Below are 25,306 nucleotides of genomic sequence, written 5' to 3'. Positions count from 1 at the left end.
TTTTTAGCTATGCGCGGCAGTCGGGAGTGTTATCTTTTGATTCGAGAGATTCGCGCTGCGTTATCATGATGGTCATGGTAGGGCGCGTGTTCCGGTCCGCCGCGGCGACAGCGGACCGCTTTTTGAATGTGTGAGGTCCGGGGTCATGGGGTCGGACGAATTTGGGTCCAAGAAGCTCGGGGGGCCGCCGTCAGGCGGGACAGGGCAAAACAGACTTGGGCCAGATGAATACGCAGCCGGCTCGCAGCGCGATCCGGCAGTGGATGCGCTGTCGGGGCTCGGCGATGCCGCAGCCAACCTTGTCGAAATATCCGGCGTCATCAAATGGTTCGACGCTTCGAAGGGCTACGGCTTCATCGTTCCGGACAATGGCTGGCCTGACGTGCTGCTGCACGTCACCGTGCTCAGGCGCGATGGCTATCAGACCGCCTATGAAGGCGCGCGGCTGGTGGTCGAGTGCGTGCAGCGCGCCAAGGGCTATCAGGCGTTCCGGATCGTTTCGATGGATGAGTCCACCGCGATCCATCCGGCGCAGATGCTGCCACCCCGCACCCATGTCAGCGTCACGCCGACCAGCGGGCTGGAGCGGGCCCAGGTCAAGTGGTTCAACCGGCTGCGCGGTTTCGGTTTCCTGACCTGCGGCGAGGGCACGCCCGACATTTTCGTGCACATGGAAACGCTGCGCCGCTTCGGCATGACCGAGTTGCGGCCGGGCCAGTACGTACTGGTGCGGTTCGGGCCCGGCTCCAAGGGCATGATGGCGGCCGAGATCCATCCCGAGACCGGCCCGTCGGCGCTGTCGTCGCACTAACCCTGCTGCGCTGCTGACGCAAACGTGAGCCGGACGCCGCGCACCCGCGCGGCGGCCTCTGGCATTTGCCGCAATCGTCAGGTTAGGGTTCCCCGGCAATTCCCAAATATCCGGCGTGAGTGCTTTGATGAATTTTGCTTTGATGGTTGCGCGGCTTCGTATCGGCGGCCGCGTGGTGACGTCGTTGGCGGCATCCGCCGTGCTCGTCATCCTCTGCGCCAATCCGCCTGCGAGGGCCGCGAGCTTCCAGCCGCTCGAGATCGCTACCAAGTCAGGCGTGCAGGTGTTCTCGGTCGAGATGGCGACGACGGAGGAGGAGAAGACCCAGGGGCTGATGTACCGGAAGGAGCTGCCGGACGGCAAAGGCATGCTGTTCGATTTCTCGCCGGAGCAGCAGATCTCGATGTGGATGAAGAACACCTACATCTCGCTCGACATGATCTTCATCCGCGCCGATGGCCGCATCCTGCGGATCGCCGAAAATACCGAGCCGCTCTCCACCAAGATCATCTCCTCCGGAGGGCTCGCCAAGGGCGTGCTGGAAGTGGTCGCCGGCACGGCGAAAAAATATGGCATTCAGCCGGGCGACCGGGTGGCACACCCGCTGTTCAACAAGCGCTGAACCTTTCAGATCGCCTTGATGGCGGGGATTTAAGCGTGTATCGACGGATTTCCCAACACAGATCGGGGTATAGCGCAGCCTGGTAGCGCGGCAGTTTTGGGTACTGCAGGTCGTTGGTTCGAATCCAGCTGCCCCGACCAATAAAATCAATGACTTGCTGCGTCTTTTTCGGATTGAATCCGTCCCAGCGATCCCAATTGGGACGGGCAGGGGAAAACTTGTGACGGGTAGGAAGTTAGTCATTCTGGCGCGGCAGGCTCTGCTGCTGGGGCTGGCGCTTTGTTTTGCCATTGCGGTCCTGGGCCGGACGGCCGCGGCCAACCCCGCGCAGATGATTTCTGACTTTCGGCTAAAGCACGGGGAGAAGCGGGTAACCCTGGATGCAACCCTCACACGGATTGCACACGATCAAGCCCAGGCGATGGCCGCAAAGGACGTACTGGATCACGATGTCCTCGGCCGATTCAATTCGCGTGTCAGTCCGGCAGGCGCCGGCCGAGCCGCAGAGAACATTGCGTACGGCTATGACGGTTTTCCCAAGACCCTCGACCAGTGGATCAATTCGTCAGGGCACCGAAAAAACCTCCTGCTGCCCGGCGCCACGCGCGTCGGTGTTGCCAGCGTCAAAAGCGGCAAAACCGGTCGTACGTACTGGGCCATGGTGATCGCAGGCGACTATGAGCGTCCCAAGAAGCCGAAGGGTTCGCCAAAGAGTTTGCCGAAGGAATCAAAGCAGGCAAACGCTGCGAAGCCCAAATCGCGCGCGGCTGAGGCCTGCCGATTGAAGATTCTCAGCATCTGCTTCTAGCGAAGTTGCAACTTTAACGCTTGCCATGTCGTTCTTGTTATGTTCTCTTTGGTCGTTCTTCGGAGGTGACCAATGGATGTCGAGAAGCAACGAGAAATCATCCGGCTCTGGAATCGCATGCGCCGGGTCGAGGGTCCGCTCGCGGAGGAAATCCGTATCCAGATTCTTGAATGCTTTGCGCAGCGCGAGCCACCGAGCACGCGGCTGAGCGATCGTCGGGAAGTGTTGAGCCGCGTGCGGGTTCCAACCGGTCAGGTGCATCGCCTCGGCGGGCGCGGCAACAACGCAACGCTTTGACGGCTTTCGCACGTCGGTGCGGTTGATTCGGCGGCCGTCAAGGTTGACGGAATCGACGCGTGGTGCATGCTGCACGCATGTTGTTGTCGCGTGTGCGCAATCATTTCCAAGGTGCGAAGTTCGCCCGCATGAGCAGCGGGACGTACTGCGTCATCCGCGATCTCGGGCTGGTCAAGGGCGGCAAGGGGATGCGGCACCATGAGGTGCTCATTACCTTCAGCCTCAAGGCTGCCTGGCGGTGGATGGGGCGCGTTCGCAGGGACGTGGTCAGGACAAGGAAGAACTCCGCCTGGCTTGAACGGATGCCGGAAGGCATGTCGGAGAATGCTTCGCAGCCGTAAGCGCCACGTCAGCGCTGCGCCGCCTGCCACGCCAGCAGCCGGTGTTCCGCCAGCGACATCGCCACCGACGTCACATAGCCGGTCACGCCGAGCAGGATGACACCGGCGAACAGGTCGGCGGAGCGGAACGCGCGGGCCGACAGCAGAACCCAGTGGCCGAGCCCGTCGAGGCCGGCCAGAATTTCGCAGACCACCGACAGGATCAGCGCCACCGTCAGGCTGAGCCGCATGCCGGAGAGAATGTCGGGACTGGCGGAAGGCAGTGCAATCTTGAAGATCACGGCGAGGCGCGACATCTGCAGCGACCGCGCCACCTCGTAGAGCCGAGGCTCGACGGCCGCAAAACCGTGGATGGTCGCCAGCATGATCGGCCAGATTGCGCCGAAGGCGATCACGAACAGCGCCATCGCCTGAGTCAATCCGAGCATGGCGATCGCGACCGGAATGATCGCCGAGACCGGCAGCGGCCGTAAAAACTCCAGCGAGGGCGCGACATAGGTCCGCATCGTGCGCGACGAACCGATGATCGCGCCGATGGCGATGCCGGCGATGGAAGCAGCGAGCCAGCCATAGGCCATATGCTCGAGCGTGCCGGCGAGCTTGCTCCAGAGATCGCCCGAGGCAAATCCGCGCATCAGCGAGGCCCATGCGCGGTCCGGTCCCGGCAGGAACACCGGCGAGACCAGTTTCAAATTGGCGGTCAGTTGCCAGAGCGCGATGAAGCCGGCTGCTATCGCAAAGCTTGCCACGCGCCAGATGATCGCTGTGCGGTTCATGGGCTGTCTCCGCTCAGGGCGGCGCGGCCGAACAGGCGGCGCTGGGCCACGACCAGCAGGACATTCAGCGCGTAGCCGATGGCGCCGATCCAGACCAGATAGGCCAGCATCAGGTCAGGGCGCAGCGCCTGCTGCGCCAGCATGATACCGGCGCCGAGGCCGAGCGGATTGATCGCGATTTCAACGGTCACGGCGACGATCAGCGCGATGCCGGCCGACAGCCGAAAGGCGACGAAGATCCGCGGCAGCGCCGCCGGGATGATGATCTTCCAGACCCGCTGCGCCGGCGGTAAGCGTAGCGCGCGCGACACCTCCATCAGCCGCGGCTCGATGCTGCGCACGGCGGCGCGCGAGAGGATCAGAATCGGCCAGACGCAGGCGAACGCCACGATCACGATTTCCATGCGGTAGCCGAAGCCGAGCGCGATCAGCGCGATCGGCAACAGCGCGATCGAGGGGATCGGGCGGATCGCCTCGACGGTCACTTCCATCAGGCGGTTGATTGTATCAGAAATTCCGAAGGCGATGCCGAACGCCAGGCCAATAAGGGTGCCGATGGCGAGGCCCGTGAACGCCGAGAACAGCGTATCGCGCGTCGCCGCCAGGATCGAGAAATCGGCGAAGGCGCCGGCAAGCGCCGTGACGATTTCGCTCGGCGGCGCGAGGCTGTCGCTTTGCAGATGGGTCGCGCGCGCCCACACTTCGAACGCCACCAGCACGGCGAGCGGCAGCACCAGCGCCTTGGCGGAATTGCTGGTCAATGCTCGCTCGCCTTGATGAAATCGAACAATTGCCGCCGCAGCCGCAGGAATTCGGGATGCTCGCGGGTCGACAATTGATCGCGCGGGCGCGGCAAATTGACCGGCAGTTCGATGCCGATCCGCCCCGGATGCGGCAACAGGCCGATGACGCGGTCGCCGAGATAGATCGCTTCATCGAGGTCGTGGGTCACGAAGATCACGGTGGCGCCGCTGGCCGCCACCAGCGACAGCACCTCGTCCTGCAGTCCCTGCCGCGTCATCGCATCCAGCGCGCCGAACGGCTCGTCCATCAGAAGCGTCTTCGGCTCCTGCGCCAGGCAGCGGGCGATCTGCAGGCGCTGCTGCATGCCGCCGGACATTTCTGACGGATATTTGCCGGCGTGGCCGGGCAGGCCGACGGTACGCAGCAATTCCTCGATGCGGGCTGGGCGTTCGGCCGACGGCATGCCGCCCGCTTCCAGCGCCAGCGAAACGTTGCCGGCCGCGGTGCGCCACGGCAGCAGCGCCTTGCCGTAATCCTGAAACACGATCGCGATCTCGCGGCGCGGCTCGCGCATCGGCTGGCCGTCGAAATTCACCTTGCCGCTGGTCGGCTGGTAGAGCCCTGCCGCCAGCCGCAGCGCCGTGGTCTTGCCGCAACCGGAGGCGCCGACGATGCAGAGGAATTCGCCAGGCTGCACACCGAGGCTGAGGCGTTCGATGATGGTCTTGCCGCCGAGCTGCAGCGTGACCGCGTCAAAGCTGATTTGCGGCGCGGGCGTGCCGGGGACGGCTTCGAGGCGTTTTGCGGCGCTTGCCATGATGTCAGCTCTCGCTGCCTGAGGGATAGACGAAGTCCAGGGTCGAGCGCAGATGCGCCGTCAGCATCGCCTGCGAGCCGGGAATATCGCGCGCGATCACCCGATCGGCCAGCAATTGATGCGCGCGCACGAATTTCCTGCCGCTGTCGAACGAGCGCATCATCACGCGGCGGTAGCGGTAGGCCTGGTCGTAGAGATCGGAGTGGGACGCGAGCAGGCGTTTTGAGCCGCAGGCGGCCAACAACGCGGTATGAAAGCCCTTGTGCAGCCGGTCGAAATCCTCCGCGCCTTCGCGAAATTGATCGCCGGTCCGCTCGATATGGCGGCGCATCTGGTGCAGCGCGCTGACGATGCCGGCCTCCCAGGCGTCGTCGCCATGGACGATGGCCAGCCGGATGGCCTCGACCTCGACCGCCGTACGCATCGTGGTGATGTCGAGCAGGTCCTCACGGCTGATGTCGGCGACGCGAAAACCGCGCTGCCCAGTGCCCACGATCAGCCCGCGCGACATCAGCCGCGACAGGCCCTCGCGCAGCGGCGTGGCGCCGATCTCGTAGCGCTGCACGAGGTCGACGATGCCGAGCCGCGATCCCGGCGCCAGAAGACCGGCCAGGATGTCCTGTTCGACCAGCATGGCCGCCCGCTCGCTCAGCGTGGCGGCCTCGGTTACCGGTCGGTTCGGTTGGCGCTCGGAAGCCGGCATCGGCAATCCCTTACTTGAGGACCAGCTTCGAGGTGTCGAGCTTGGATTGCAGCATCTTCTGCGACGACATCACCTCGATCCACCAGGCGAGCTGCTCGGGCTTCAGCGCCGGTTCGGAGCGGTTCGGCGGCGTCGCCTTGACCAGCTCAATCGGCTGCTTGGTGAATTTTGAGATCGAGGTCGATGCCTTTTCGCGGTCGTTGTTGACGATGACGGCGGACTCGGCGATCGCGTCACGGAATTTCTTGATCGCCGCGGCGTTCTTGTCTGCCCATTCGCGCGACGCGGCGTAGAAGATGATGGGGTCGGTGCGTGCCAGCTCGACCGCGTAGCGTGCGCCGACCGAGCCGAGGCCGGCGTTGGTCATGCTGCTCACGAACGGTTCGGCGGTCAGCACGGCGTCGACGCCGCCGGATTTGATGATATCGGTCATGGTCGGGAAGGTGACCTCGACGAAATTGACGCTCTTGGGGTCTACGCCTTTCTCGACCAGCCATTTCACGAACAGCACGTGCAGGAATGCGTTCAGCCCGGGCGCGCCGACTTTCTTGCCGACGAAATCCTTCGGTTCCTTGATGGTGATGCCGTTACGCACAAAGGCGGTGATGTTGCCGTTCGACACCGGGCTCATCACGGTAGCTCCCGCGATGGCGACGAGATCGAGGCCGCCGTCGACCGCCTGCAGGAACACGGTCGAGGTCGGTCCGCCGATCTGAATCGAGTTCGACAGGATCGCCGCCGGGATATTCGAGTTGATGCCGATCGGCGTCATCTCGACCTCGAGCCCGTGCTTTTTGAAGATGCCTTCGTCGATCGCGACCATCGCAGAGGCGCAGTCCGAGGTCGCCGTGCAGCCGACCTGGATCTTGGCTTGCGCGAAAGCGGTGCCGGTCAGCGCCACGCTGACCGCCAAGGCGGCAAGAGCCTTTTTCACGGTGTTCTCCCCAATACACATTTTTCTGTCTTGTTTATCGATATTTTTTTTGATCATATATTCCAGCAGAAAACAAGGGGTCATCCAGTGAAACTCGCGACATTCAAATCCGGCGGACAGGAAAAGATCGGAATCGTGCATACGGGCGATACTCTTCTGTTCGATCTCGCAGCCGCCGCTAACCGGAGCGGAAGCGCCAATCCGGCCTTTGCATCGATGCTGGCGTTGATCGACGCCGGCGAGAGCGCGCTCGAACAGGCGGCCAAGATGTTCGACAAGCACGGCCGGGACGAGACGCTGTCGGCAAAGACCGGGACGGCGGAGATACTCGCGCCGGTTCCAGAGCCGCGGCAGATGCGGGACGGCATGTCGTTTCCGCTGCACATCCTGCAGGCCCCGCGCGGGCAGCTCAAGCTCGCCGCGCGCGCCAGGAACGACATGGCGGAGCTGGCGCGGATCGAGGCCGAGCCGCTCGGCGAACTGCCGGAGGTCTACCGCAAGCAACCGATCTACTACATCACCAACCGTTTCAGCGTGCGCGGCACCAACACCACGGTGAAATGGCCGCGTTACAGCCAGGTGATGGACTACGAACTCGAATTCGGCATCATCACCAGGAACAAAGGCGCCAACATCTCCGCCGCCAAGGCCAGGGACCACATCTTCGGCTATACCATCTTCAACGATTTTTCCGCGCGCGACGCCCAGCGCATCGAAATGGAGGGCCGCCTCGGCCCGGCGAAAGGCAAGAGCTTTGACGGCGGCAACGTGATGGGGCCGTGGATCGTCACGCCAGACGAGATCGGCGATCCCTACAAATTGAAGATGGAAGCGCGCGTCAACGGCGAGAGGCGCTCGCAGGGCGCGACCGAAGGCATGCTATTCTCGTTCGAAGAGATCATCGCCCATGTCAGCCAGGACGAGACCCTGATGCCCGGCGAATTCATCGGATCCGGCACCGTCGGCAATGGCTGCGGGCTCGAGCTTGGCTGGTACCTCGAGCATGGCGATACCATCGAGCTCGAAGTCGAAAAGATCGGTACGTTGAAGAACCGTGTCGAGCGGCAATAGTCTGCTTTTGGCGACGTTACAAAAGAACATTAAGCTGAGGAAACACCATGGCGCGCAAGTTGATCGATATCTCCGTTCCCCTGCAAAACGACGTGCCGGCCGATCCACCCGGCAATCACCCCACCATCCAGTATATCGATCACCAGCAGGGCCTGCCGCGCATGCTGCAGTTCTTCGATGGGCTGAAGGCGGAAGATCTGCCTGATGGCCAGGGCTGGGCGGTGGAGCAGGTATCGCTCTCCACCCACAACGGCACGCATCTGGACGCGCCATGGCACTTCCATCCCACCATGAATCGCGGCGAGCGTTCTTGGACCATCGACGAGGTGCCGCTGGAATGGTGTTTCCAGCCGGGTGTGAAGCTCGACTTCCGGCATTTGCCGGACGGCTATGTCGCCACCGCCAAGGATGTCGAAGCTGAACTGAAGCGTATCGGCCATACGCTGTCGCCGCTGGAGATCGTCGTGGTCAACACCAGCGCCGGCGTCAAATATGGCAGGCCCGATTACGTCACCTCCGGCTGCGGCATGGGCTACGAGGCGACGATGTATCTGTTGGAGCGTGGCGTGCGGCTGACCGGCATCGATGGCTGGAGCTGGGATGCGCCGTTCGTCTACACGGCGAAGAAATACGCCGAGACCAGGGACGCCAGCCTGATCTGGGAAGGGCACAAAGCCGGACGCCATATCGGCTATTGCCACATCGAAAAACTGCACAATCTCGAGCAACTGCCGTCGACCGGCTTCACGGTGTCGTGCTTCCCGGTGAAGATCGAGCGGGCATCCGCAGGATGGACCCGTGCGGTCGCCATTCTCGACGGCTGAAGGCTGTACGCAACAAAAAACAAAAACCGGGAGAAAACGAATGACGGATTTGCGCGCACCGCGATTGCGGGGATGCTTCTGCTGTGGTCCATCAAGCGCGTCGCGCTCCACGCCCAGCCGGCGCGGTTTCATGCTCGGCGCCGGCGCGCTGGTGATGTCAGCGGCCATGGGGCAAGATCGGGCAGGGGCGCAACCCGCCGACACAAAACCGTTCCGGATCGACGTTCATCATCATCTGTCGCCGCCAACCTATGTGACCGCGTCGAACGACAGCGGCTTCGGCGATCCCCTGATGAAGAACTGGAGTATCGAGAAATCGCTGGCTGACATGGACAAGGCCGGCATCGCCACCGCAATGCTTTCCGTCACCACGCCTGCGGTCAATTTCACCAAGGGCGACACAGCGCGAAAGCTCTGCCGCGAGTCGAATGAGTATGGCGCAAAACTGGTCGCGGATTATCCCGGACGCTTCGGCAATTTCGCGATGCTGCCGCTCACCGATGCTGAAGGCAGCCTGCGCGAACTGACCTATGCGCTCGATACCCTCAAGGCCGACGGCATCGCCTTGATGACGAGCTACGGCGACAGATGGCTTGGCGATCCATTATTCCTGCCTGTCATGGAGGAGCTCAATCGCCGCAAGGCGCTGGTCTACACCCATCCGACGGCGGCCAATTGCTGCGTGAACCTCGCGCCGACGCAGCCGCCGGTCATGATCGAGTTCGGCACCGACACGACGCGCACCATCGCTGACATCGTGTTCTCCGGCAATGCGCGGCGGTTTCCCGAAATACGCTGGATCTTCTCGCATGCAGGCGGGACGATGCCATTCCTGATCGAGCGCTTCGTCCGCCATCCGCTGCTGGCGCCGAAGGCCAAGGAGACGGTGCCCGACGGCACGCTCACCGAGCTGACGCGTTTCTTCTACGACACCGCGCAGACCTCCAACCGCGGCGCGATGTCGGCGCTGGCGGCGATCATTCCGCCGTCGCAGATCGTGTTCGGAACGGATTTTCCGTACCGCACCGGCATCGATCACGTGAAGGGCTTGCGCGAGGCGGGCGTGTTCACGGACGAACAGATCACGTCGATCGAACGCGGCAATGCGCTCAAGCTGATCCCGCGGCTGGCAAGCTGAGTTGGCAGCAGGCGAGCGCCGTCGCCCGCGGAGTCGACTCGCCAAAAAGAAAAAGCGCGCCGGTTGCCCGGCACGCCTGGTTGTATTTGCGGTCGCGTTATGCGACGGCGATCAAGCCTATGTCACCAGCGGCAGCGGCGAACGCCATAGGGTGTCCACCAGCAGCGCGGACCCGGGGCGACGACAACGGGGCCGCCATAGAAGCCATAGCCGCGCCCGCGGCCCCAGCCTCTGCCATAACCTCTGCCATAGCCTCGCCCACCATAGAAGCCACGGCCATAACCCCTGCCACGCTGCGCCTGTGCCGGCGAGGTCGTCGCGCCTACCAGGACAGCAGACGTGCTGATGAAGTAGACGAAGAACAAAGCCAGCGCTGCAAGACAGCGGGTCAGGATATTGTAGCGTTTAGCCATTCGAGAATCTCCCGGTCACTTCCAAACATCTGGACCTCGCCACTATCTCACTAAGACGCGCGAGACAGTTTTCAGTTCAGATGCGCTAACACAATATTTTCACAAGGTTCTTTCGAGCTCTTGGGACTTTATTGAGAAGGGGAAGTAAGGTCAAGTTACGGTGGGTTTTGCTGCGGATTCCTGCGGCGCGCATTCATCTTCCTGAATATTGGATGAACACTTGGGATTGTGCACTGCAGAACCTTGAACGAAAAAAATCCGCAAGGCCACGCCAACAACTTGATGTCGACATGATCTCCATTTTTCAGCGCAAGACGATCCTCTCCTGACGAGTACCCATGCCAAAAAAACACACTTATGTCCTTGGTCTGAACACCTATGACCATGATGTCAGCGCCTGCCTGTTGCGCGACGGCGCCATCGCGTTTGCGATCGCCAAGGAGCGGATCACGCGGGCCAAGCACGCCTCCGGCTTCTACAAGGAAGTGATCGACTATTGTCTCGAGGCCGAAGGCATTACGCTCGACGACGTCGATCTGGTGGTTCGCAATTGCTACATCCTGCCGGTTCAGGAAATGGAGGAGCGGCTGGTCTATTTCGATGCGCCGGGCTTTCTCCCGGAGTTCGAGCGCGGCGACGCGGCCAAGCATCCGCTCTATCTGAAGCATTCGGACAAGGTGGTGACGATCTCCCATCACCTCGCGCACGCCTACAGCGCGTTCGCGGTGTCGCCGTTCGAGGATGGCGTCGTGATGATCGTCGACGGCGTCGGCAGCTACCGATCCGACGTCATGGAATCGTTTCCTGCCAGCGACACGGCGACGCCGCTCGCACGCGAATCGGAGAGTTACTACAAGTTCAGCGGCACGACGCTGGAATGCGTCAAAAAGGTCTGGATGGAGCCGGACCGCGGCTTCCTCAGCGACGAATTCTACACCATGCCCGGGCTCGGTGCGCTCTACAGCCGCGCCTCCACCTACATTTTCGGCGACTGGAACAAATGCGGCGAGCTGATGGGGCTGGCGCCCTATGGCCGCCGCGACCAGGTCAAGCATCTGCTCGAACTGAACGACGGCAAGCTGCACGTGCCGCACTGGACCGCCGACTTCAAACAGCCTTACGTATTCGAACCCGGCAGCAATTGGGAAAAGAGCCCCGCGATGCGGCACTGGGAAGATCTCGCCTGGCGCACGCAGGACGACACCGAAAATGTGCTGCTCGCCCGCGCCCGCTGGCTGCGTGAAACCACCGGCGCGAAGAACCTCTGTATGGCCGGCGGCGTCGCGCTGAATTGCGTCGCGAATGGGCGGGTCGCCCGTGAAGCCGGATTTGAGAACGTCTGGATTCAGCCCGCGGCCGGTGATGACGGTATCGCCATCGGCTGCGCCTATTACGGCTGGCTCGAAATCCTGAAGCAGCGCCGCAACTTCGTGATGGACCATTCCTATGTCGGCAAACGCTACAGCGATCAAGAGGCCGCGGCGGAATTGAAGAAATTTCTGGTGCGGATCCAGGTCGAGGCAAAGCGCAGCGACAATGTCTGCCGAGACACCGCAAAGCTGCTCGCCGACCAGAAGGTGATCGGCTGGTTTCAGGACCGGTCGGAATTCGGACCGCGCGCGCTCGGTAACCGCAGCCTGATCGCAGATCCACGCAAGCCCGGGATGAAGGATATCCTCAACAGCCGCGTCAAGCACCGGCAGGCGTTCCGCCCCTTCGCGCCGATCGTGCTGGCCGAGCGCATGACGGAAATCTTCGAAGGCGAGGAGGATTCGCCGTTCATGCTGATCGCCAAGCCGGTGCGCCCCGAGTGGCGCGACAAGATCCCGGCGATCGTGCATGTCGACGGTACCGCGCGGGTGCAGACCGTGCGCGAGGAAACCAATCCGATGCTTTATCGCCTGCTGAAGGAATTCGAGGCGCTGACCGGCGTTCCCGTGCTGATCAACACCTCATTCAACATCAAGGGCGAACCGATCGTGGAAACACCGCAGGATGCGGTGAACTGCTTTCTGACCACGGGCGTCGATCATCTGGTCATGCACGACACGATCGTGTCGAAGACGACGATGCACAAGGTGGTCGCGCCGCTGGTCAATATCTACGCCGACGTGCGGATGCTGGTGGCCTCGACCGCGCAGCCGGCCTGAAGCCGGCTGCCGAGGCCGGGAGCCGCTCAAGCGGCTTTCGGCGCCGTGGGCTTGAGCGGCTTGTCCTGCCGCTTCGACCAGGAAATGTAATAGGCGACGATGGTCATGATGGCGATGCCGGTCACGCTGACGAAGATCTGCGCGAACAGCGAGCCTGAGCTCATCGACAGTTCGAAATGCCCGACGAACGACAGGAACACGCCGACGCAGAACACGGCCAGTGACTGCTGGCCGCAAACGACCAGCGGATCGAAAATCTTCCATTCCAGGCCCGGCCATTCCTTCGGCACGAAACGGATGACGAGGATCACGATCACTACGAAGTGCAGGAAGCGATAGGGCGCGAGGTTGGTCTTGTCGTTCGGGTTGAACGTCGAATACAGCCACTGCGGGAACATTTCGCCGAACGCCGGAAACTTGCCGGCCATGGTCATGACCAGCGCCAGGATCATGTAGGCGATGCAGAAATACAGCGTAATCGGCGAATTGATGATGTGCAGGTTCTTGCGGGCGCCGCCGAGCGCGCACCATGCGCCGAACACGAACAGCACCTGCCAGGCGAACGGGTTGAAGTACCAGGTCCCCTGGGGGTAGGCGGGCAGGTTCCAGCCGGTCTGCCGCGACACCAGCCACAGCGCGATCGCGGCCAGCATGGTCCAGTTGGGCTGGCGCAGCATGATCCACAGCACCGGCGGGAACAGTCCCATCAGCACGATGTAGAGCGGCAGCACGTCGAGATTGACCGGCTTGAACTTCAGGAACAGGCCTTGCCGCAGCGTTTCGGTCGCGTTGTCGATCAGGCCGACGACGTTGAAGTCGTTGACCAGTTGGGAATCGCCGAAGCGCAGCGCCAGATAGCTGATCGAGGCGATATAGATCACGAACAGGATGATGTGGGCGACATAGAGCTGCCAGACCCGCTTGGTCAGCCGCGTCGCGCCGACGATAAAGCCGCGCTCCAGCATCATCCGGGCGTAGACGAAAGAGGCGGTATAGCCGGAAATGAAAACGAACAGGTCGGCCGCGTCGCTAAACCCGTAATTGCGCGTGGTGATCCAGTTCACGACATTGTCGGGAATATGGTCCAGATAGATCGCCCAGTTCGCGACCCCGCGAAACAGGTCGAGCCGGAGGTCGCGTCCTTTGTCGGGCAGGGTGGCGTTGATTTTCATGGATGCCGCTTCACAGTGAGGCTTTCGGGAAGATGGCGCCGCAAGACGGTGTCCCGGGCGCCGGATAGCCCTAGATTGTCACAGTACGGCATAATGACTATACCGGTACGGAAATGGTACATCCGGGTTTTACGGAATCACCGATCAATTCCTGAAAGGTGTGTCTATACTATCCCGGCTGTTTCCACCAACCGCTACCATGTCGCATACACTTAAGGACCCGACCATCCATGACCGCACGCATTTTTAAGCCCGCCAAAAACGCGATGCAATCGGGCAGGGCCCAGGCCCGGGAATGGCAGCTCGATTATGAGCCCGAGCAGCCGCGGGCGGTCGAGCCCCTGATGGGCTGGACCTCGTCGGGCGACATGAAGCAGCAGCTCACGCTGCAATTCGACACCAAGGAAGACGCGATCGCCTATTGCGAGCGCAAGGGCATTGCCTATCAGGTGATCGAGCCCAAGGATTCGGTGCGCCGGCCGGCCGCCTACGCCGATAATTTCGCCTTCAAGCGCGTCGAACCCTGGACGCATTAGAGGCCTGAGCGGCGCTTCCCGGTCGCTCGAGGCGGGGAGTTGCGGGTGGGGGTGGGGCTACTGCGCCAGGTCGGATGCTGCCGGATAGTTGGGGATCGGCAACGGCGTATCCTTGGCGACGCCGAGCACCGGAAAAGTTCTGATGTTGCGGACTTCGGGCATCGCGGAAAACTGCAGAAGCTGCTGGTGCATACCCTCGACGTTTCGCGCCACGCATTTGAGCAGATAGTCGGCGTCGCCCGAAATCCGCCAGCTCTGCAGCACGAGCGGCACCCCCGCGATCGACTTTTCGAACGCCTGCAGCGGCGCCTGGGCCTGGCTCTGCAACTGGATCAAAACAAAGGAGATGACTTCGTAGCCGAGCAGCGTTTCGTCGAGCGTCGCCCTAATGGCGCTGACATAGCCGCGCTCGCGGAGCGCGCGAACGCGCCGCCGGCATGGCGGCTCCGAAAGGCCGACCCGCTCCGCCAGTTCGTTGTTGCGGATACGTCCATCCCTTTGCAGCTCGGACAGTATCTTCAGGTCGATGTCGTCGAGGAGGGGGCGTTCCGTCGTAGGCATCATCGGCGCTCCAGCCCGGCGGGCGCGGTAATATCAGGGGAGGGCGCGGGTTTGGTTCGCGCTGGATCAGGTGTCACACCGGGGGCGACGCTCGACAGCACCAGCTTTTCGTGGGCGGCGACGATAGCCCCCTTGGTGAGCCGCCCGCCGGGTCGGTACCAGGTGGTGAGGCCGGTCAACAAGGCCAGGATCGCAAAGGTCGCCACCTGGATGTCCACGACTTCGAATTCGCCTTCGGCGACGCCGTCCGAGAGGATTTCCGCCAGCCGCCGCTCATAGGCGCCGCGCAGCGCCACGATATGCTCGTAATTCTTCGGCTCCAGGCTCCGCAACTCGGAATTGGCGATGAAGACCTCGCGCTTCCTGGTCATGTGATAGCTGACGTGGAAGGCGGTAAAAGCGCGGAGCTTGTCGACCGGCCGCTGTTTGCCCTGCAGGGCGTGATCGAGCTGGCGCAGCAATTCGTTGATGTGGTCGCGTATCAGCTCGAACAGCAATTCCTGCTTGGTGCTGATATGGTTGTAGAGTGAGCCCGACTGGATCCCGACCTCGGCGGCGAGCTGGCGCAGGCTCATGGCGGCGTAGCCGTGCTCGAAGATCAGGCGCAGCCCGGCCTTGCGGATCGCCTCCATCGTCTTGGGGCCGTGAGAACCGATCGTCCGCGCCATGGGGCCTCTGAAGTGGGCGTTCGCTAACCCGTGGAAACGAGCGAGCGATCGTATAATTATGGCATGAAATCATAGAAATTTCAATCGTCTGTAGCTCTACTTGAATACTGGCAGGTTCCGCTTGCAGATGAGTTAAAAAAACGTATGATCGTTTAATTCCAGAAGATTTCGGGGGAAATGATGGCCTCAAACCGGACGCTGCTTCTCAACTTCGATCTCGGCGAGACCGCGGATGCGATCCGCGAGACGGTGCAAGCGTTTTCGCAGAACGAAATCGCGCCGCGCGCCGCCGAAATCGACCGCAGCAACCAATTCCCCAGGGATCTCTGGCCCAAAATTGGATCGCTCGGCCTGCACGGCATCACCGTCGAGGAGGAGTATGGCGGCTCGGGTTTGGGCTATCTCGAGCACTGCATCGCGCTCGAGGAAATGTCGCGGGCGTCGGCGGCGGTCGGTCTGTCCTATGGCGCGCATTCCAACCTCTGCGTCAACCAGATCCGCCGCAACGGCAGCGAGGCGCAGAAGCGGAAATACCTGCCAAAACTGATCTCGGGCGAACATGTCGGCTCGCTGGCGATGTCGGAGCCTGGCGCCGGCAGTGACGTGGTGTCGATGAAGACCCGCGCCGACAAGAAGGGCGACCGCTTTGTGCTCAACGGCAACAAGATGTGGATCACCAACGGCCCGGAGGCCGATACGCTGGTGGTCTACGCCAAGACCGACGCCAATGCCGGCCCGCGCGGCATGACCGCCTTCATCATCGAAAAGGGCATGAAGGGATTTTCCACCGCACAGAAGCTCGACAAGCTCGGCATGCGCGGCTCCGACACCTGCGAACTGCTGTTCGAGGATTGCGAGGTGCCGGAAGAAAACGTGCTCAGCGAAGTCGGCCGCGGCGTCAACGTGCTGATGTCGGGCCTCGACTACGAGCGCGCGGTGCTGGCGGCGGGGCCGATCGGCATCATGCAGGCCTGCATGGACGTGGTGCTGCCCTATGTGCACGAGCGCAAGCAGTTCGGCGAGCCGATCGGCACGTTCCAACTGGTGCAAGGCAAGATCGCCGACATGTACACGACGATGAATGCCTCGCGCGCCTATGTCTACGCGGTGGCCAAAGCCTGCGACCGTGGCGAGACCACGCGCGAGGACGCGGCGGGCGCCATTCTTTACGCCGCCGAGAAGGCGACGCAATGCGCGCTCGACGCCATCCAGTTGCTCGGCGGCAACGGCTATATCAACGACTACCCGACCGGGCGATTGCTGCGTGACGCCAAACTCTACGAGATCGGCGCCGGCACCAGCGAAATCCGCCGCATGCTGATCGGCCGGGAGCTGTTCGAAAAGACGGCTTAAGCTTCACATCAGGGCAAAGATGATACAGGCTGTCGCATTCTCTTCGAACGTGCCGTCCTGAAGCACTCTCAACGGCTCTCCAGCATCCAGAGAAAACGCCGATATGCAGCTTCATTCCACCATCGATCCCAAATCCCCCGAGTTCGCTCGCAACGCCGACGTGATGCGCAGCCTGGTGGCGGAACTGCGCGACAAGCTCAAGGTCGTCTCCGGCGGCGGTGGCGAGGTCTCCCGCAAGCGGCATACGTCGCGTGGCAAGATGCTGGCGCGCGAGCGCGTCGACCTGCTGGTCGATCCGGGCACGGCGTTTCTCGAATTGTCACCGCTGGCCGCCAACGGCCTCTATGGCGGCGACGTCCACTCTGCCAGCGTGATCACGGGCGTCGGCCGTATTTCGGGCCGCGAATGCGTCATCGTCGCCAATGACGCCACCATTAAGGGCGGCACCTATTATCCGATGACGGTGAAGAAGCATCTGCGGGCGCAGGACATTGCGCGGCAGAACAATCTACCCTGCGTTTACATGGTCGATTCCGGCGGCGCCTTCCTGCCGATGCAGGACGAGATCTTTCCCGACGAGCGGCATTTCGGCCGCATCTTCTATAATCAGGCACAGATGTCCTCGCAGGGCATTCCGCAGATCGCGATCGTGATGGGGTCGTGTACCGCTGGCGGCGCCTATGTGCCGGCCATGTCGGACGAGAGCATCATCGTGCGCAATCAGGGCACCATCTTTCTCGGCGGGCCGCCGCTGGTAAAGGCCGCCACCGGCGAGGTGGTTTCGGCGGAAGAACTCGGCGGCGCGGACGTGCATTCGCGGCAATCCGGCGTCACTGATCACTACGCACAAAACGATGCCCATGCGATCGGGATCGCCCGGCGCATCGTCGCCACGCTGAAGCAGCCGACGCGCGCCGCGCTGAACATGCGCGAGCCGCGGGAGCCGCTGTTTCCCGCCGAAGAAATCTATGGCGTGGTGTCCGCGGACGGCCGAAAGCCGTTCGACGTCCACGATATCATTGCGAGGATCGTCGACGGCTCCGAGTTCGACGAATTCAAGAAACTCTACGGCGCGACGCTGATCTGCGGCTTCGCTCACATCTGGGGTTATCCGGTCGGCATCATCGCCAATAACGGCATCCTGTTCAGCGAGAGCTCGCTGAAGGGCGCGCACTTCATCGAACTGTGCTGCCAGCGCAATATTCCGCTGGTGTTCCTGCAGAACATCACCGGCTTCATGGTCGGCAAGAAATACGAGGCTGGCGGCATCGCGCGCGACGGCGCCAAGCTCGTGACGGCGGTCGCGACCGCCGGCGTGCCGAAATTCACCGTCGTGATCGGCGGCTCCTATGGCGCCGGCAATTACGGCATGAGTGGCCGCGCCTACTCTCCGCGTTTCCTCTGGATGTGGCCGAACGCGCGGATATCCGTGATGGGCGGCGAGCAGGCCTCGATGGTGCTGAGCCAGGTCCGCCGCGACAATATCGAAGCCAAGGGCGAGAGCTGGTCGGCCGAGGAGGAAGACAGGTTCCGCAGCCCCATCCGCGCGCAATATGAGAGCCAGGGCAATCCGTACTACGCCACCGCGCGGCTGTGGGACGACGGCGTGATCGACCCGGCCGACACGCGGCTGGTGCTTGGCCTTGGATTATCAGCGGCTGCCAACGCGCCGATCGAGCCCACGAAATTCGGCCTGTTCAGGATGTGATGATGGACCGCTCGAAGCTTTACCGGCGTTTTCGCACTCTCCTGATCGCCAACCGCGGCGAGATCGCCTGCCGCGTCATCCGCTCCGCCCGCGCCATGGGGCTGCGGACGGTTGCGGTCTATTCCGAGGCCGACCGCGACGCCATGCATGTCGCCGTGGCCGATGAGGCCGTGCTGCTTGGACCGGCGCGAGCGCGCGATAGCTACCTCAATATCGAACGCGTGATCGACGCCGCGCGCCAGACCGGCGCCGAGGCCGTGCATCCCGGCTATGGTTTTCTGTCTGAAAATGCCGAATTCGCGCTGGCCTGTCTGAATGCCGGGCTGGTGTTCGTCGGTCCGACGGCTCAGATGATGACGGCAATGGGCTCGAAGTCTGGCTCGAAAGCGCTGATGGAAAAGGCCGGTGTGCCGCTGGTGCCGGGCTATCACGGCGAGGCCCAGGACGAGGCGACGCTTGCGAAAGCCGCCGACAAGATCGGTTTTCCGGTGCTGGTGAAGGCGTCCGCCGGCGGCGGCGGGCGCGGTATGCGCGTGGTCAATTCGGCCGGCGAACTTGCGGCAGCGATCGTCAGCGCCAAGCGCGAGGCCAAGGCGGCGTTCGGCGACGACCGCATGCTGATCGAAAAATTCGTGCAAAACCCCCGGCATATCGAGGTGCAGATCATCGGCGACAGCCATGGCAATCTGCTCTCGCTCTGGGAGCGCGAGTGCACGCTGCAACGGCGGCACCAGAAGGTGATCGAGGAGGCCCCATCGCCGACGCTCGACGCCAACCAGCGCGAGACGGTCTGTGCCGCCGCGCGCAAGGCGGCTGCCGCGGTCAACTATGTCGGCGCCGGCACCATCGAATTCGTCTCCGACGGCAAGGAGGTGTTCTTCATCGAGATGAATACGCGCCTGCAGGTCGAGCATCCCGTGACCGAGCTGATTACCGGTGTTGATCTCGTCGAATGGCAGTTGCGGGTGGCGTTCGGCGAGAAGCTGCCGCTGGCGCAAAACGAGATCAGGCTGAACGGCCACGCCATCGAGGCGCGGGTCTACGCCGAAAACCCGCAAAAGAATTTCATGCCTTCAGTGGGCCGGATCAAGACCTGGCGGACGCCGGATGCCGTCGACGGCCTGCGGATCGATGCCGGCTATCGCGACGGCGATGCGGTGTCGCCGTATTATGACGCCATGCTGGCCAAGGTAATCGCGTGGGCGCCGACCCGTCAGGCCGCGATCGAGCGGCTCAACCGCGGGCTGGAAGAGACTGATGTCCGCGGCATCGTCACCAACATCCCGTTCCTGTCCGCGCTGGTGACGCACCCTGCCGTGCGCGCCAATACCATCGATACCGGCTTCATCGAGCGTGAGTTGAAGAAGCTGACGGAAGCGTCGGGTACGGCAGGCGAACTCGAGCTTTGCGCTGCGGTGGCGGCGATTGTCGTCGATGAGCAGAAGGCCGCGCGCAAGGAAACGCGTTCGCCGTGGCAGACTTTTGGCTGGATGCCGGTTGGCCAGCGCAAGCGGGTGTTCTCGTTCCGTCAGGGACAGGGTGCCGAGCAGAAGGTGACATTGCACTATGGCAACGGGCCATCGGCGGTGTCGATCGGCAAGCACGAATTCGTTTTCACGACTTCGCCTGCGGAAGAAGGCGGCTTCGACTTGACGATCGATGGCATGAAATCGCGCGTCGTGGCCGTGATCGAGGGGCATGAGCTTTACCTGCGCACGCGCAACGGCCGCTTCGACCTGCATTGGGTCGATCCATTCGGCGGCGAGACCGAGGAGCAGGTCGGCGAGGACAAGATCGTGGCGCCACTGCCCGGCACCGTGGTGGCGCTGTTGGCCGAGGAAGGCGCGACGCTGGAAAAGGGCGCTGCGATCCTCACGCTCGAAGTCATGAAGATGGAGCAGACGCTGCGCGCGCCCTTTGCGGGCGTGTTGAAGAAGATCAAGTGCAAGGTCGGCGATATCGTCGGCGAAGGCGTCGAACTCGCCGAAGTCGAACCGGCGGCGTCATGAGCGATCGCGTCCATATCGTCGAAGTCGGCCCGCGCGACGGGCTGCAGAACGAGAAGACCCCGGTCAGCGTCGCTGACCGGATCGCCTTCATCGAGGCGCTGATCGCAGCGGGCCTCCGCACCGTCGAGGTCGGCGCGTTCGTTTCGCCCAAGGCGATCCCGCAAATGGTCGGATCGGCCGAGGTGCTGCGCGGCGTCAGCCATCACGTGAATTGCGAACTGCCGGTGCTGGTGCCGAACGAGAAAGGTTACGAGGCTTCGCAGGCTGCGGGTGCCAAATTGATCGCGGTATTTGCCGCGGCATCGGAAAGCTTTTCGCGTGCCAATATCAACTGCTCGATCGCGGAATCGATCGACCGGTTCAAGCCGGTGCTCGCCCGCGCCAAGGCGGACGGAGTGCGGGTGCGGGGCTACATCTCCACCGTGCTCGGCTGTCCCTATGAGGGCGAGATCAAGCCACAGGCGGTGGTCGATGTTGCAAAAGTGCTGTGGGATCTCGGCTGCTACGAAATCTCGCTCGGCGATACCATCGGCGTCGGCACGCCGTTGAAGGCGCGGCAGCTCATACGCGCGGTGGCCGGCCACGTACCGATGGCCAATCTTGCAATGCATTTCCACGACACGTACGGGCAAGCGCTCGCCAATCTCTATGCCGGGCTGGAGGAGGGCTGCCGCGTGATCGATTCCGCCGCCGGCGGCCTCGGCGGCTGCCCCTACGCCCCCGGCGCGACGGGGAACGTCGCGACGGAGGACGTGGTCTACATGCTCGAGGGCATGGGCATTTCGACCGGGGTCGATATGTCAAAACTGGTCGCGGCAACCAATGTCGTAAGCGGACTGATCGGCCGTCCGCCGGTCAGCCGCGTCGCGGCGGCGTTGAACGCGAAGATGCGGGCCGCGAAATAGGCCGCTTACGCGGCCTTCAGGCCAACATTCGGCAGCACCGGCCGGTTCTTCAGTGCCTTTGCCATCATCGCCTCGACCTCCGCCTTCTCGTGCGGCAAAAGCGCCAGCCGCGGCGGGCGGGTTAGGGCGGTGCCGCGGCCCACGATGTGCTCGCAAAGCTTGATGCACTGGACGAGGTCGGGGCGGGCATCGAGGTGCAACAGCGGCATGAACCATTCGTACAGCGGCATCGCTTCTTCGTAGCGTCCGGCCTTGGCGAGGCGGAACAGGGTCTCGCCCTCGCGCGGGAAGGCGTTCGACATGCCGGAGACCCAGCCGACGGCGCCCATGGCGACGCTCTCGACGATGACGTCATCGAGGCCGGCGAACAGGACAAAGCGGTCGCCGACCATGTTGCGGGTATCGATGAAGCGCCGCGTGTCGCCGGAGGAATCCTTGAAGCAGACGACGGTTTCGACGTCGGCAAGGGTGGCGAGAATGTCCGGCGTGACGTCGTTCTTGTAGATCGGCGGATTGTTGTAGAGCATCACCGGCAGGTCGGTCGCGCTGGCAACCGCGCGGAAATGCGCGGCGGTCTCATGCGGTTTTGAGGAATAGACCAGCGCGGGCATCACCATCACGCCGTCGATGCCGACCCGCGCGGCTTCCTTGGCGGTTTCGACCGCAAACGCCGTGGTGAATTCCGCAATGCCGCACAGGACGGGGACACGGCCGGCCGCAACGGATTTCGCGGTTTCCATGATTGCGACCTTCTCCTTGCGCTCCAGCGAAGTGTTCTCGCCGACGGAACCGCAAACGATCAGTCCGGAAACGCCGTCGCGGATCAGGCCGTCCATGACCTTCGCAGTCGCATCGATATTGAGCGACAGGTCGTCATTGAATTGCGTGGTGACGGCCGGGAAGACGCCTTCCCAGGAAATGCGTGGGCTCATTTGTTTAGCTCCATTGGAATTGTTCCGGCGGACTGATGAATCCGCAGGGCTTTGGCTTGAAAACGATGGGATGGGATCAGAGCGTCGCGCCGACTTTTCGCAGCTCGGCGAGAACCGGCGCCTTGGGCAGCCAGATCTTGTCGAATTCGGCGATGACGGCCTCGGTATCCTTGGCATCGACCTGACGGATCGGGATCGGCGCGTTCTTGAAGTTCTCGATCAGCTTGGGCTCATTGCCGGCCAATTCGTCGATCTGCGCATCGAGCGTCGATTTGACGGTCTTGGTGATCAGCTCGCGGTCGGCCGCCGGCAGCGACTGCCAGACGCGGCCGGAGACGACGGCCGCCATCGGCATGAAGACGGCGTTCATCTGCAGGATGACTTTTGACACTTTGTCGAAGCGCTGGTTCCAGGAAAATTCCAGATCCGCCTCGAGGCCGTCGACCTGGCCATTCGCCATGGCGTCGAACACCTGGGGCGTCGGGATCGGCGTCGGCGCGGCGCCGAGCGACGAATAGAAATCGCGATAGACCGGTGTCGGGTTGATGCGCAGCTTCATGCCTTTGATGTCGGCAAGGCTCGTCAGGTCTTTCGACGAGAAGACGGCGCGCATCCCGGTGATGCCCCAGCCCAATCCGATCGTCCCGGTTTCCTGCGGCAGGACGTCGAACAGCTTGATCGCCGCCGGATGGCGGACGAATTTTGCGACCGACGGTGTCGAGCGCACGATGTAGGGCGCGTTGATCGCCGCGATGTGCGGCACGCGCGAGCCGAGCTCGGCGGCCTGGATGAAGCCCATGTCGAGCGCGCCCGACTGCAATTGCTGCATCATCGCCGGCTCGTTGCCGAGCTGGCCGGAGTGAAACACCGTCATGGTCAGGCGGCCGTTGGTGGCCGCCTTGAGATCGTCGCCGAGTTTTAGCGCCGCCTTGTTCCAGGAATGGCCGTTCGGCGTGATCAAGCCGAGGCGAAATTCCTTGGCTTGCGCCAGTGCAAGCGACGGCGCGAACAGCGGCACGGCCGCGCTGGCGGCAAGGAAGCGGCGACGTGAAAGAGGCATTGGCAAGGCTCCTTGAGGGTTTGGACCTACTTGATGAGGACGAGGGAGAGGGATGGATAGAGCGAGAGCAGCACCAGAAGGATGCAGGAGATGCCGAATAGCGGCAGTGTCACCATGAACATCTTGCCGGGCTTGGCCCCGGTGACGGCGGCGGCGACGAAAAAGCAAAGACCGACCGGGGGTGACAGCAATCCGAGCACCAGGTTGATCACCACGACGACGCCGAACTGGCGCGGATCGATGTGATAGACCTCGGTCGCAACCGGCAGCAGGATCGGCACCGTCATGATCAGGCCGGGAATGCCGTCGATAACCGTGCCGATCACCAGCAGGATGACGTTGCAGATCAGCATGAAACTGACGGGATCCTTGGCGACCGACTGGATCCAGCCCGCGGTCTCCTGCGGCACCTTGCCGAAGATCAGTACCCAGGAGAATACGGCTGCGGCAGCGACCAGGAACAGGACGATGGCCGAGTAGATGCCGGCGCGCAGCATCATCTGCGGCAATTGCGAGAACTTGAACTCCTTGGTCCAGTATTTTCCGACCAGGGCCGCCGCCACAGCGCCGACGGCCGCCGATTCCGTTGCGTTGGCAAGCCCGCCAAGGATGCTGCCGACGATCACGATCGGAATCAGCAGCGTCGGCGACGTCCGCAGGATCGTCGCTACCCGCTGGCGCGGGGTCTGATAATCGGCTTTGGGGTAATTGTAGATGTATCCCATCAGCGCGATGACGATGCAGAACATCACCGTCAGGATCACGCCTGGCACGATACCGGCGATCAGCATGTCGCTGACGGAAACCTGCGCCAGCACGCTGTAGACCACGAACATCACCGACGGGGGAATGATCGGCCCGAGCATGCCGCCATAGGCGGTCAGTCCCGCCGCAAAGGTCTTGTCGTAGCCCTTCTTTTCCATTTCCGGGACCATGATCTGCGCCATGATCGCGACCTGCGCGGTCGCAGATCCCAGGATGGATGAGATGAACATGTTGGCGAGAATATTGACGTAGGCCAGCCCGCCCTTCAGCGAGCCGACAAAGGCCATCGCCATGTCGACGATGCGCCGCGTAATGCCGCCGCCATTCATGATCTCGCCGATCAGGATGAACAGCGGGATGGCGATCAGGCCGTAGCTGTCGACGCCGCCGAAGAGCTGCAGCGGATAGGACTGGAACAGCACCGGATTTCCCGATGCGATGATGTAGATGAAGCCGGCAAGGCAAAGACAAAGCCCGATCGGCACCCCGACCAGCATGATCGCGATAAAGGCGGCTGAGGTGATCATCAGTTGACCCCGTCGAGCTCGGAGAGCTGGAAGCCTTTTGGCGGCGTTCGCGGGACCAGTTCGAGATCTTCCAGCAGGTTTGCCAGCCCATGAACGGTCATCGACACGGCGAAGATCGGCAGCGTCAGGTAGACGACCCAGGTCGGCCAGTTCAGCGTCTGCGTGCGCTCGGTGTAGAGGAAGTTGAAGGTTTCGGCGGCGAGCTTGCGCGCGTCGAAGCCGGCGCGAGCGAGGCCGATCGGATCCATCCAGAGGAAGCAGGTGATGATCAAGGCCACGCCGAACACGACGACCATGCTTGTTGCGATGACTTTTGCGATCTTCTGATTCCGCGCCGAGAGGCGCTCGGTCATCATGGTGACGGCGAAATCGAGCCGCAGCCGTGTCATGGCGGAGGCGCCGATGAAGGTCAGCCAGACCACGCAGTAAACGGCCGATTCATCGATCCAGTAGATCGGGAAGTGCGAATAGCGCGTGACGACGTTCACCAGGATCAGGGCCGTCAGCAGATACATCAGCCCCATCAAGGCGATGCGTTCGGAAGCGAGCAGGAGAGCCGAAGCCCTGAGAACGATCTGCCGGGCGCTCAATGCCGGCGCATCCGCAATCGTCTGCTCGATCATAAAGAGCCCCCGCTACCCCTGAGATTTGTCGTGCATTT

The 25,306-nt window shown here is 62.6% G+C and carries 27 protein-coding genes and 1 tRNA gene; 15 read left to right on the top strand and 13 right to left on the bottom strand.

The features are described from left to right. Nucleotides 1–145: 145 nt before the first annotated feature. The 6 genes from V1288_RS28390 (at nt 146) to V1288_RS28365 (ending at nt 2,879) form a co-directional block, all read left to right on the top strand. Nucleotides 146–811 (top strand): cold-shock protein, encoded by a 666-nt coding sequence (locus tag V1288_RS28390; RefSeq protein WP_334360166.1) that lies wholly within the window; start codon nt 146–148, stop codon nt 809–811. A 142-nt stretch (nt 812–953) separates the two neighbouring features. Continuing rightward, the gene (locus V1288_RS28385; RefSeq protein ID WP_334361425.1) at nt 954–1,433 is read left to right on the top strand and encodes a DUF192 domain-containing protein; all 480 of its coding nucleotides are present in this window, start codon (nt 954–956) and stop codon (nt 1,431–1,433) included. Between the two features lie 63 nt (nt 1,434–1,496). Continuing rightward, nucleotides 1,497–1,573 (top strand) — tRNA-Pro (locus V1288_RS28380). 119 nt (nt 1,574–1,692) lie between these two features. Further along, on the top strand, nt 1,693–2,241 hold the full coding sequence (locus tag V1288_RS28375; RefSeq protein ID WP_442894189.1) for a CAP domain-containing protein: 549 nt from the start codon (nt 1,693–1,695) through the stop codon (nt 2,239–2,241). Between the two features lie 72 nt (nt 2,242–2,313). Then, nucleotides 2,314–2,538, top strand: a complete 225-nt coding sequence (locus tag V1288_RS28370) for a hypothetical protein (protein WP_334360165.1) — start codon at nt 2,314–2,316, stop codon at nt 2,536–2,538. A 128-nt stretch (nt 2,539–2,666) separates the two neighbouring features. Beyond that, entirely contained in the window at nt 2,667–2,879 is a 213-nt protein-coding gene (locus V1288_RS28365) for a hypothetical protein (protein WP_334360164.1), read from the top strand. Between the two features lie 8 nt (nt 2,880–2,887). Here the strand turns inward: V1288_RS28365 and V1288_RS28360 are convergent, their stop codons facing one another. Genes V1288_RS28360 through V1288_RS28340 form a run of 5 tightly spaced genes read right to left on the bottom strand, consistent with a single transcriptional unit; the run spans nt 2,888 to nt 6,853 of the window. Then, nucleotides 2,888–3,655 carry an ABC transporter permease gene (locus V1288_RS28360; RefSeq protein ID WP_334360163.1) on the bottom strand — a complete coding sequence of 256 codons (768 nt, stop codon included), beginning with the start codon at nt 3,653–3,655 and terminating at the stop codon, nt 2,888–2,890. After that, nucleotides 3,652–4,416, bottom strand: coding sequence for an ABC transporter permease (locus V1288_RS28355; protein WP_334360162.1), 765 nt, complete (start codon nt 4,414–4,416; stop codon nt 3,652–3,654). Before V1288_RS28355 ends, V1288_RS28360 begins: the two co-directional genes overlap by 4 nt. After that, entirely contained in the window at nt 4,413–5,216 is an 804-nt protein-coding gene (locus V1288_RS28350) for an ABC transporter ATP-binding protein (RefSeq protein ID WP_334360161.1), read from the bottom strand. Before V1288_RS28350 ends, V1288_RS28355 begins: the two co-directional genes overlap by 4 nt. Before the next feature lie 4 nt (nt 5,217–5,220). Next, entirely contained in the window at nt 5,221–5,919 is a 699-nt protein-coding gene (locus tag V1288_RS28345; RefSeq protein WP_334360160.1) for a GntR family transcriptional regulator, read from the bottom strand. A gap of 10 nt (nt 5,920–5,929) precedes the next feature. Continuing rightward, on the bottom strand, nt 5,930–6,853 hold the full coding sequence (locus V1288_RS28340) for an ABC transporter substrate-binding protein (RefSeq protein ID WP_334360159.1): 924 nt from the start codon (nt 6,851–6,853) through the stop codon (nt 5,930–5,932). 87 nt (nt 6,854–6,940) lie between these two features. Here V1288_RS28340 and V1288_RS28335 point away from each other — a divergent pair, with 87 nt between their 5' ends. The 3 genes from V1288_RS28335 to V1288_RS28325 all read left to right on the top strand — a co-directional run bounded on the left by V1288_RS28335 (nt 6,941) and on the right by V1288_RS28325 (nt 9,886). Continuing rightward, nucleotides 6,941–7,924 carry a fumarylacetoacetate hydrolase family protein gene (locus V1288_RS28335; protein ID WP_334360158.1) on the top strand — a complete coding sequence of 328 codons (984 nt, stop codon included), beginning with the start codon at nt 6,941–6,943 and terminating at the stop codon, nt 7,922–7,924. Nucleotides 7,925–7,971: 47 nt separating this feature from the next. Further along, nucleotides 7,972–8,748: a cyclase family protein gene (locus V1288_RS28330; RefSeq protein ID WP_334360157.1), complete on the top strand. Its 777-nt coding sequence runs from the start codon at nt 7,972–7,974 to the stop codon at nt 8,746–8,748. A 130-nt stretch (nt 8,749–8,878) separates the two neighbouring features. After that, complete coding sequence (locus V1288_RS28325; protein WP_334360156.1) at nt 8,879–9,886, top strand: amidohydrolase family protein; 1,008 nt, start codon at nt 8,879–8,881, stop codon at nt 9,884–9,886. 122 nt (nt 9,887–10,008) lie between these two features. Here the strand turns inward: V1288_RS28325 and V1288_RS28320 are convergent, their stop codons facing one another. After that, a complete protein-coding gene (locus V1288_RS28320) occupies nt 10,009–10,299 on the bottom strand; it encodes a hypothetical protein (RefSeq protein WP_334360155.1) in 291 nt (96 codons plus the stop codon). Between the two features lie 338 nt (nt 10,300–10,637). Between V1288_RS28320 and V1288_RS28315 the strand changes: the two genes are divergently transcribed. Then, the gene (locus V1288_RS28315; protein ID WP_334360154.1) at nt 10,638–12,449 is read left to right on the top strand and encodes a carbamoyltransferase family protein; all 1,812 of its coding nucleotides are present in this window, start codon (nt 10,638–10,640) and stop codon (nt 12,447–12,449) included. A 26-nt stretch (nt 12,450–12,475) separates the two neighbouring features. Here the strand turns inward: V1288_RS28315 and V1288_RS28310 are convergent, their stop codons facing one another. Continuing rightward, nucleotides 12,476–13,621, bottom strand: coding sequence for an OpgC domain-containing protein (locus V1288_RS28310; protein ID WP_334360153.1), 1,146 nt, complete (start codon nt 13,619–13,621; stop codon nt 12,476–12,478). Nucleotides 13,622–13,851: 230 nt separating this feature from the next. Between V1288_RS28310 and V1288_RS28305 the strand changes: the two genes are divergently transcribed. Next, complete coding sequence (locus tag V1288_RS28305) at nt 13,852–14,157, top strand: ETC complex I subunit (protein ID WP_334360152.1); 306 nt, start codon at nt 13,852–13,854, stop codon at nt 14,155–14,157. Nucleotides 14,158–14,214: 57 nt separating this feature from the next. Here V1288_RS28305 and V1288_RS28300 read toward each other — a convergent pair whose 3' ends face one another. Next, nucleotides 14,215–14,718 carry an Lrp/AsnC family transcriptional regulator gene (locus V1288_RS28300; RefSeq protein ID WP_334360151.1) on the bottom strand — a complete coding sequence of 168 codons (504 nt, stop codon included), beginning with the start codon at nt 14,716–14,718 and terminating at the stop codon, nt 14,215–14,217. Further along, entirely contained in the window at nt 14,718–15,386 is a 669-nt protein-coding gene (locus V1288_RS28295) for a TetR/AcrR family transcriptional regulator (RefSeq protein WP_334360150.1), read from the bottom strand. The genes V1288_RS28300 and V1288_RS28295 overlap by 1 nt, the downstream gene beginning before the upstream one ends. 180 nt (nt 15,387–15,566) lie before the next feature. Here V1288_RS28295 and V1288_RS28290 point away from each other — a divergent pair, with 180 nt between their 5' ends. The 4 genes from V1288_RS28290 to V1288_RS28275 all read left to right on the top strand — a co-directional run bounded on the left by V1288_RS28290 (nt 15,567) and on the right by V1288_RS28275 (nt 21,361). Beyond that, a complete protein-coding gene (locus tag V1288_RS28290) occupies nt 15,567–16,739 on the top strand; it encodes an isovaleryl-CoA dehydrogenase (RefSeq protein ID WP_334361423.1) in 1,173 nt (390 codons plus the stop codon). Nucleotides 16,740–16,842: 103 nt separating this feature from the next. Beyond that, on the top strand, nt 16,843–18,447 hold the full coding sequence (locus tag V1288_RS28285; RefSeq protein WP_334360149.1) for a carboxyl transferase domain-containing protein: 1,605 nt from the start codon (nt 16,843–16,845) through the stop codon (nt 18,445–18,447). 2 nt (nt 18,448–18,449) lie between these two features. Further along, nucleotides 18,450–20,456, top strand: coding sequence for an acetyl/propionyl/methylcrotonyl-CoA carboxylase subunit alpha (locus tag V1288_RS28280; protein ID WP_334360148.1), 2,007 nt, complete (start codon nt 18,450–18,452; stop codon nt 20,454–20,456). Then, nucleotides 20,453–21,361 carry a hydroxymethylglutaryl-CoA lyase gene (locus tag V1288_RS28275; RefSeq protein ID WP_334360147.1) on the top strand — a complete coding sequence of 303 codons (909 nt, stop codon included), beginning with the start codon at nt 20,453–20,455 and terminating at the stop codon, nt 21,359–21,361. Before V1288_RS28280 ends, V1288_RS28275 begins: the two co-directional genes overlap by 4 nt. Nucleotides 21,362–21,366: 5 nt before the next feature. On the opposite strand, the gene V1288_RS28270 is transcribed toward V1288_RS28275, so the two are convergent. The 4 genes from V1288_RS28270 to V1288_RS28255 form a co-directional block, all read right to left on the bottom strand. Further along, nucleotides 21,367–22,293, bottom strand: a complete 927-nt coding sequence (locus V1288_RS28270) for a dihydrodipicolinate synthase family protein (protein WP_334360146.1) — start codon at nt 22,291–22,293, stop codon at nt 21,367–21,369. A 76-nt stretch (nt 22,294–22,369) separates the two neighbouring features. Continuing rightward, nucleotides 22,370–23,353: a TRAP transporter substrate-binding protein gene (locus V1288_RS28265; protein ID WP_334360145.1), complete on the bottom strand. Its 984-nt coding sequence runs from the start codon at nt 23,351–23,353 to the stop codon at nt 22,370–22,372. 26 nt (nt 23,354–23,379) lie between these two features. Next, nucleotides 23,380–24,645 carry a TRAP transporter large permease gene (locus V1288_RS28260; protein ID WP_334360144.1) on the bottom strand — a complete coding sequence of 422 codons (1,266 nt, stop codon included), beginning with the start codon at nt 24,643–24,645 and terminating at the stop codon, nt 23,380–23,382. After that, entirely contained in the window at nt 24,645–25,268 is a 624-nt protein-coding gene (locus V1288_RS28255; protein WP_334360143.1) for a TRAP transporter small permease, read from the bottom strand. The genes V1288_RS28260 and V1288_RS28255 overlap by 1 nt, the downstream gene beginning before the upstream one ends. Nucleotides 25,269–25,306: the final 38 nt, after the last annotated feature.

The sequence above is a fragment of the Bradyrhizobium sp. AZCC 2176 genome (assembly GCF_036924645.1).
In the GTDB taxonomy this organism is placed as follows: domain Bacteria; phylum Pseudomonadota; class Alphaproteobacteria; order Rhizobiales; family Xanthobacteraceae; genus Bradyrhizobium.
This window is presented reverse-complemented; position numbering and strand designations above follow the sequence as displayed.

What these genes read in the sequence shown, in the direction of transcription:
- V1288_RS28300 (WP_334360151.1), bottom strand. Translation starts at nt 14,718, where the DNA reads ATGCCTACGACGGAACGCCCCCTCCTCGACGACATCGACCTGAAGATA.
- V1288_RS28325 (WP_334360156.1), top strand. Translation starts at nt 8,879, where the DNA reads ATGCTCGGCGCCGGCGCGCTGGTGATGTCAGCGGCCATGGGGCAAGAT.
- V1288_RS28350 (WP_334360161.1), bottom strand. Translation starts at nt 5,216, where the DNA reads ATGGCAAGCGCCGCAAAACGCCTCGAAGCCGTCCCCGGCACGCCCGCG.
- V1288_RS28285 (WP_334360149.1), top strand. Translation starts at nt 16,843, where the DNA reads ATGCAGCTTCATTCCACCATCGATCCCAAATCCCCCGAGTTCGCTCGC.
- V1288_RS28260 (WP_334360144.1), bottom strand. Translation starts at nt 24,645, where the DNA reads ATGATCACCTCAGCCGCCTTTATCGCGATCATGCTGGTCGGGGTGCCG.
- V1288_RS28360 (WP_334360163.1), bottom strand. Translation starts at nt 3,655, where the DNA reads ATGAACCGCACAGCGATCATCTGGCGCGTGGCAAGCTTTGCGATAGCA.
- V1288_RS28365 (WP_334360164.1), top strand. Translation starts at nt 2,667, where the DNA reads ATGAGCAGCGGGACGTACTGCGTCATCCGCGATCTCGGGCTGGTCAAG.
- V1288_RS28255 (WP_334360143.1), bottom strand. Translation starts at nt 25,268, where the DNA reads ATGATCGAGCAGACGATTGCGGATGCGCCGGCATTGAGCGCCCGGCAG.
- V1288_RS28345 (WP_334360160.1), bottom strand. Translation starts at nt 5,919, where the DNA reads ATGCCGGCTTCCGAGCGCCAACCGAACCGACCGGTAACCGAGGCCGCC.
- V1288_RS28315 (WP_334360154.1), top strand. Translation starts at nt 10,638, where the DNA reads ATGCCAAAAAAACACACTTATGTCCTTGGTCTGAACACCTATGACCAT.
- V1288_RS28270 (WP_334360146.1), bottom strand. Translation starts at nt 22,293, where the DNA reads ATGAGCCCACGCATTTCCTGGGAAGGCGTCTTCCCGGCCGTCACCACG.
- V1288_RS28305 (WP_334360152.1), top strand. Translation starts at nt 13,852, where the DNA reads ATGACCGCACGCATTTTTAAGCCCGCCAAAAACGCGATGCAATCGGGC.
- V1288_RS28370 (WP_334360165.1), top strand. Translation starts at nt 2,314, where the DNA reads ATGGATGTCGAGAAGCAACGAGAAATCATCCGGCTCTGGAATCGCATG.
- V1288_RS28385 (WP_334361425.1), top strand. Translation starts at nt 954, where the DNA reads ATGGTTGCGCGGCTTCGTATCGGCGGCCGCGTGGTGACGTCGTTGGCG.
- V1288_RS28310 (WP_334360153.1), bottom strand. Translation starts at nt 13,621, where the DNA reads ATGAAAATCAACGCCACCCTGCCCGACAAAGGACGCGACCTCCGGCTC.
- V1288_RS28390 (WP_334360166.1), top strand. Translation starts at nt 146, where the DNA reads ATGGGGTCGGACGAATTTGGGTCCAAGAAGCTCGGGGGGCCGCCGTCA.
- V1288_RS28330 (WP_334360157.1), top strand. Translation starts at nt 7,972, where the DNA reads ATGGCGCGCAAGTTGATCGATATCTCCGTTCCCCTGCAAAACGACGTG.
- V1288_RS28320 (WP_334360155.1), bottom strand. Translation starts at nt 10,299, where the DNA reads ATGGCTAAACGCTACAATATCCTGACCCGCTGTCTTGCAGCGCTGGCT.
- V1288_RS28290 (WP_334361423.1), top strand. Translation starts at nt 15,567, where the DNA reads ATGGCCTCAAACCGGACGCTGCTTCTCAACTTCGATCTCGGCGAGACC.
- V1288_RS28275 (WP_334360147.1), top strand. Translation starts at nt 20,453, where the DNA reads ATGAGCGATCGCGTCCATATCGTCGAAGTCGGCCCGCGCGACGGGCTG.
- V1288_RS28295 (WP_334360150.1), bottom strand. Translation starts at nt 15,386, where the DNA reads ATGGCGCGGACGATCGGTTCTCACGGCCCCAAGACGATGGAGGCGATC.
- V1288_RS28265 (WP_334360145.1), bottom strand. Translation starts at nt 23,353, where the DNA reads ATGCCTCTTTCACGTCGCCGCTTCCTTGCCGCCAGCGCGGCCGTGCCG.
- V1288_RS28280 (WP_334360148.1), top strand. Translation starts at nt 18,450, where the DNA reads ATGGACCGCTCGAAGCTTTACCGGCGTTTTCGCACTCTCCTGATCGCC.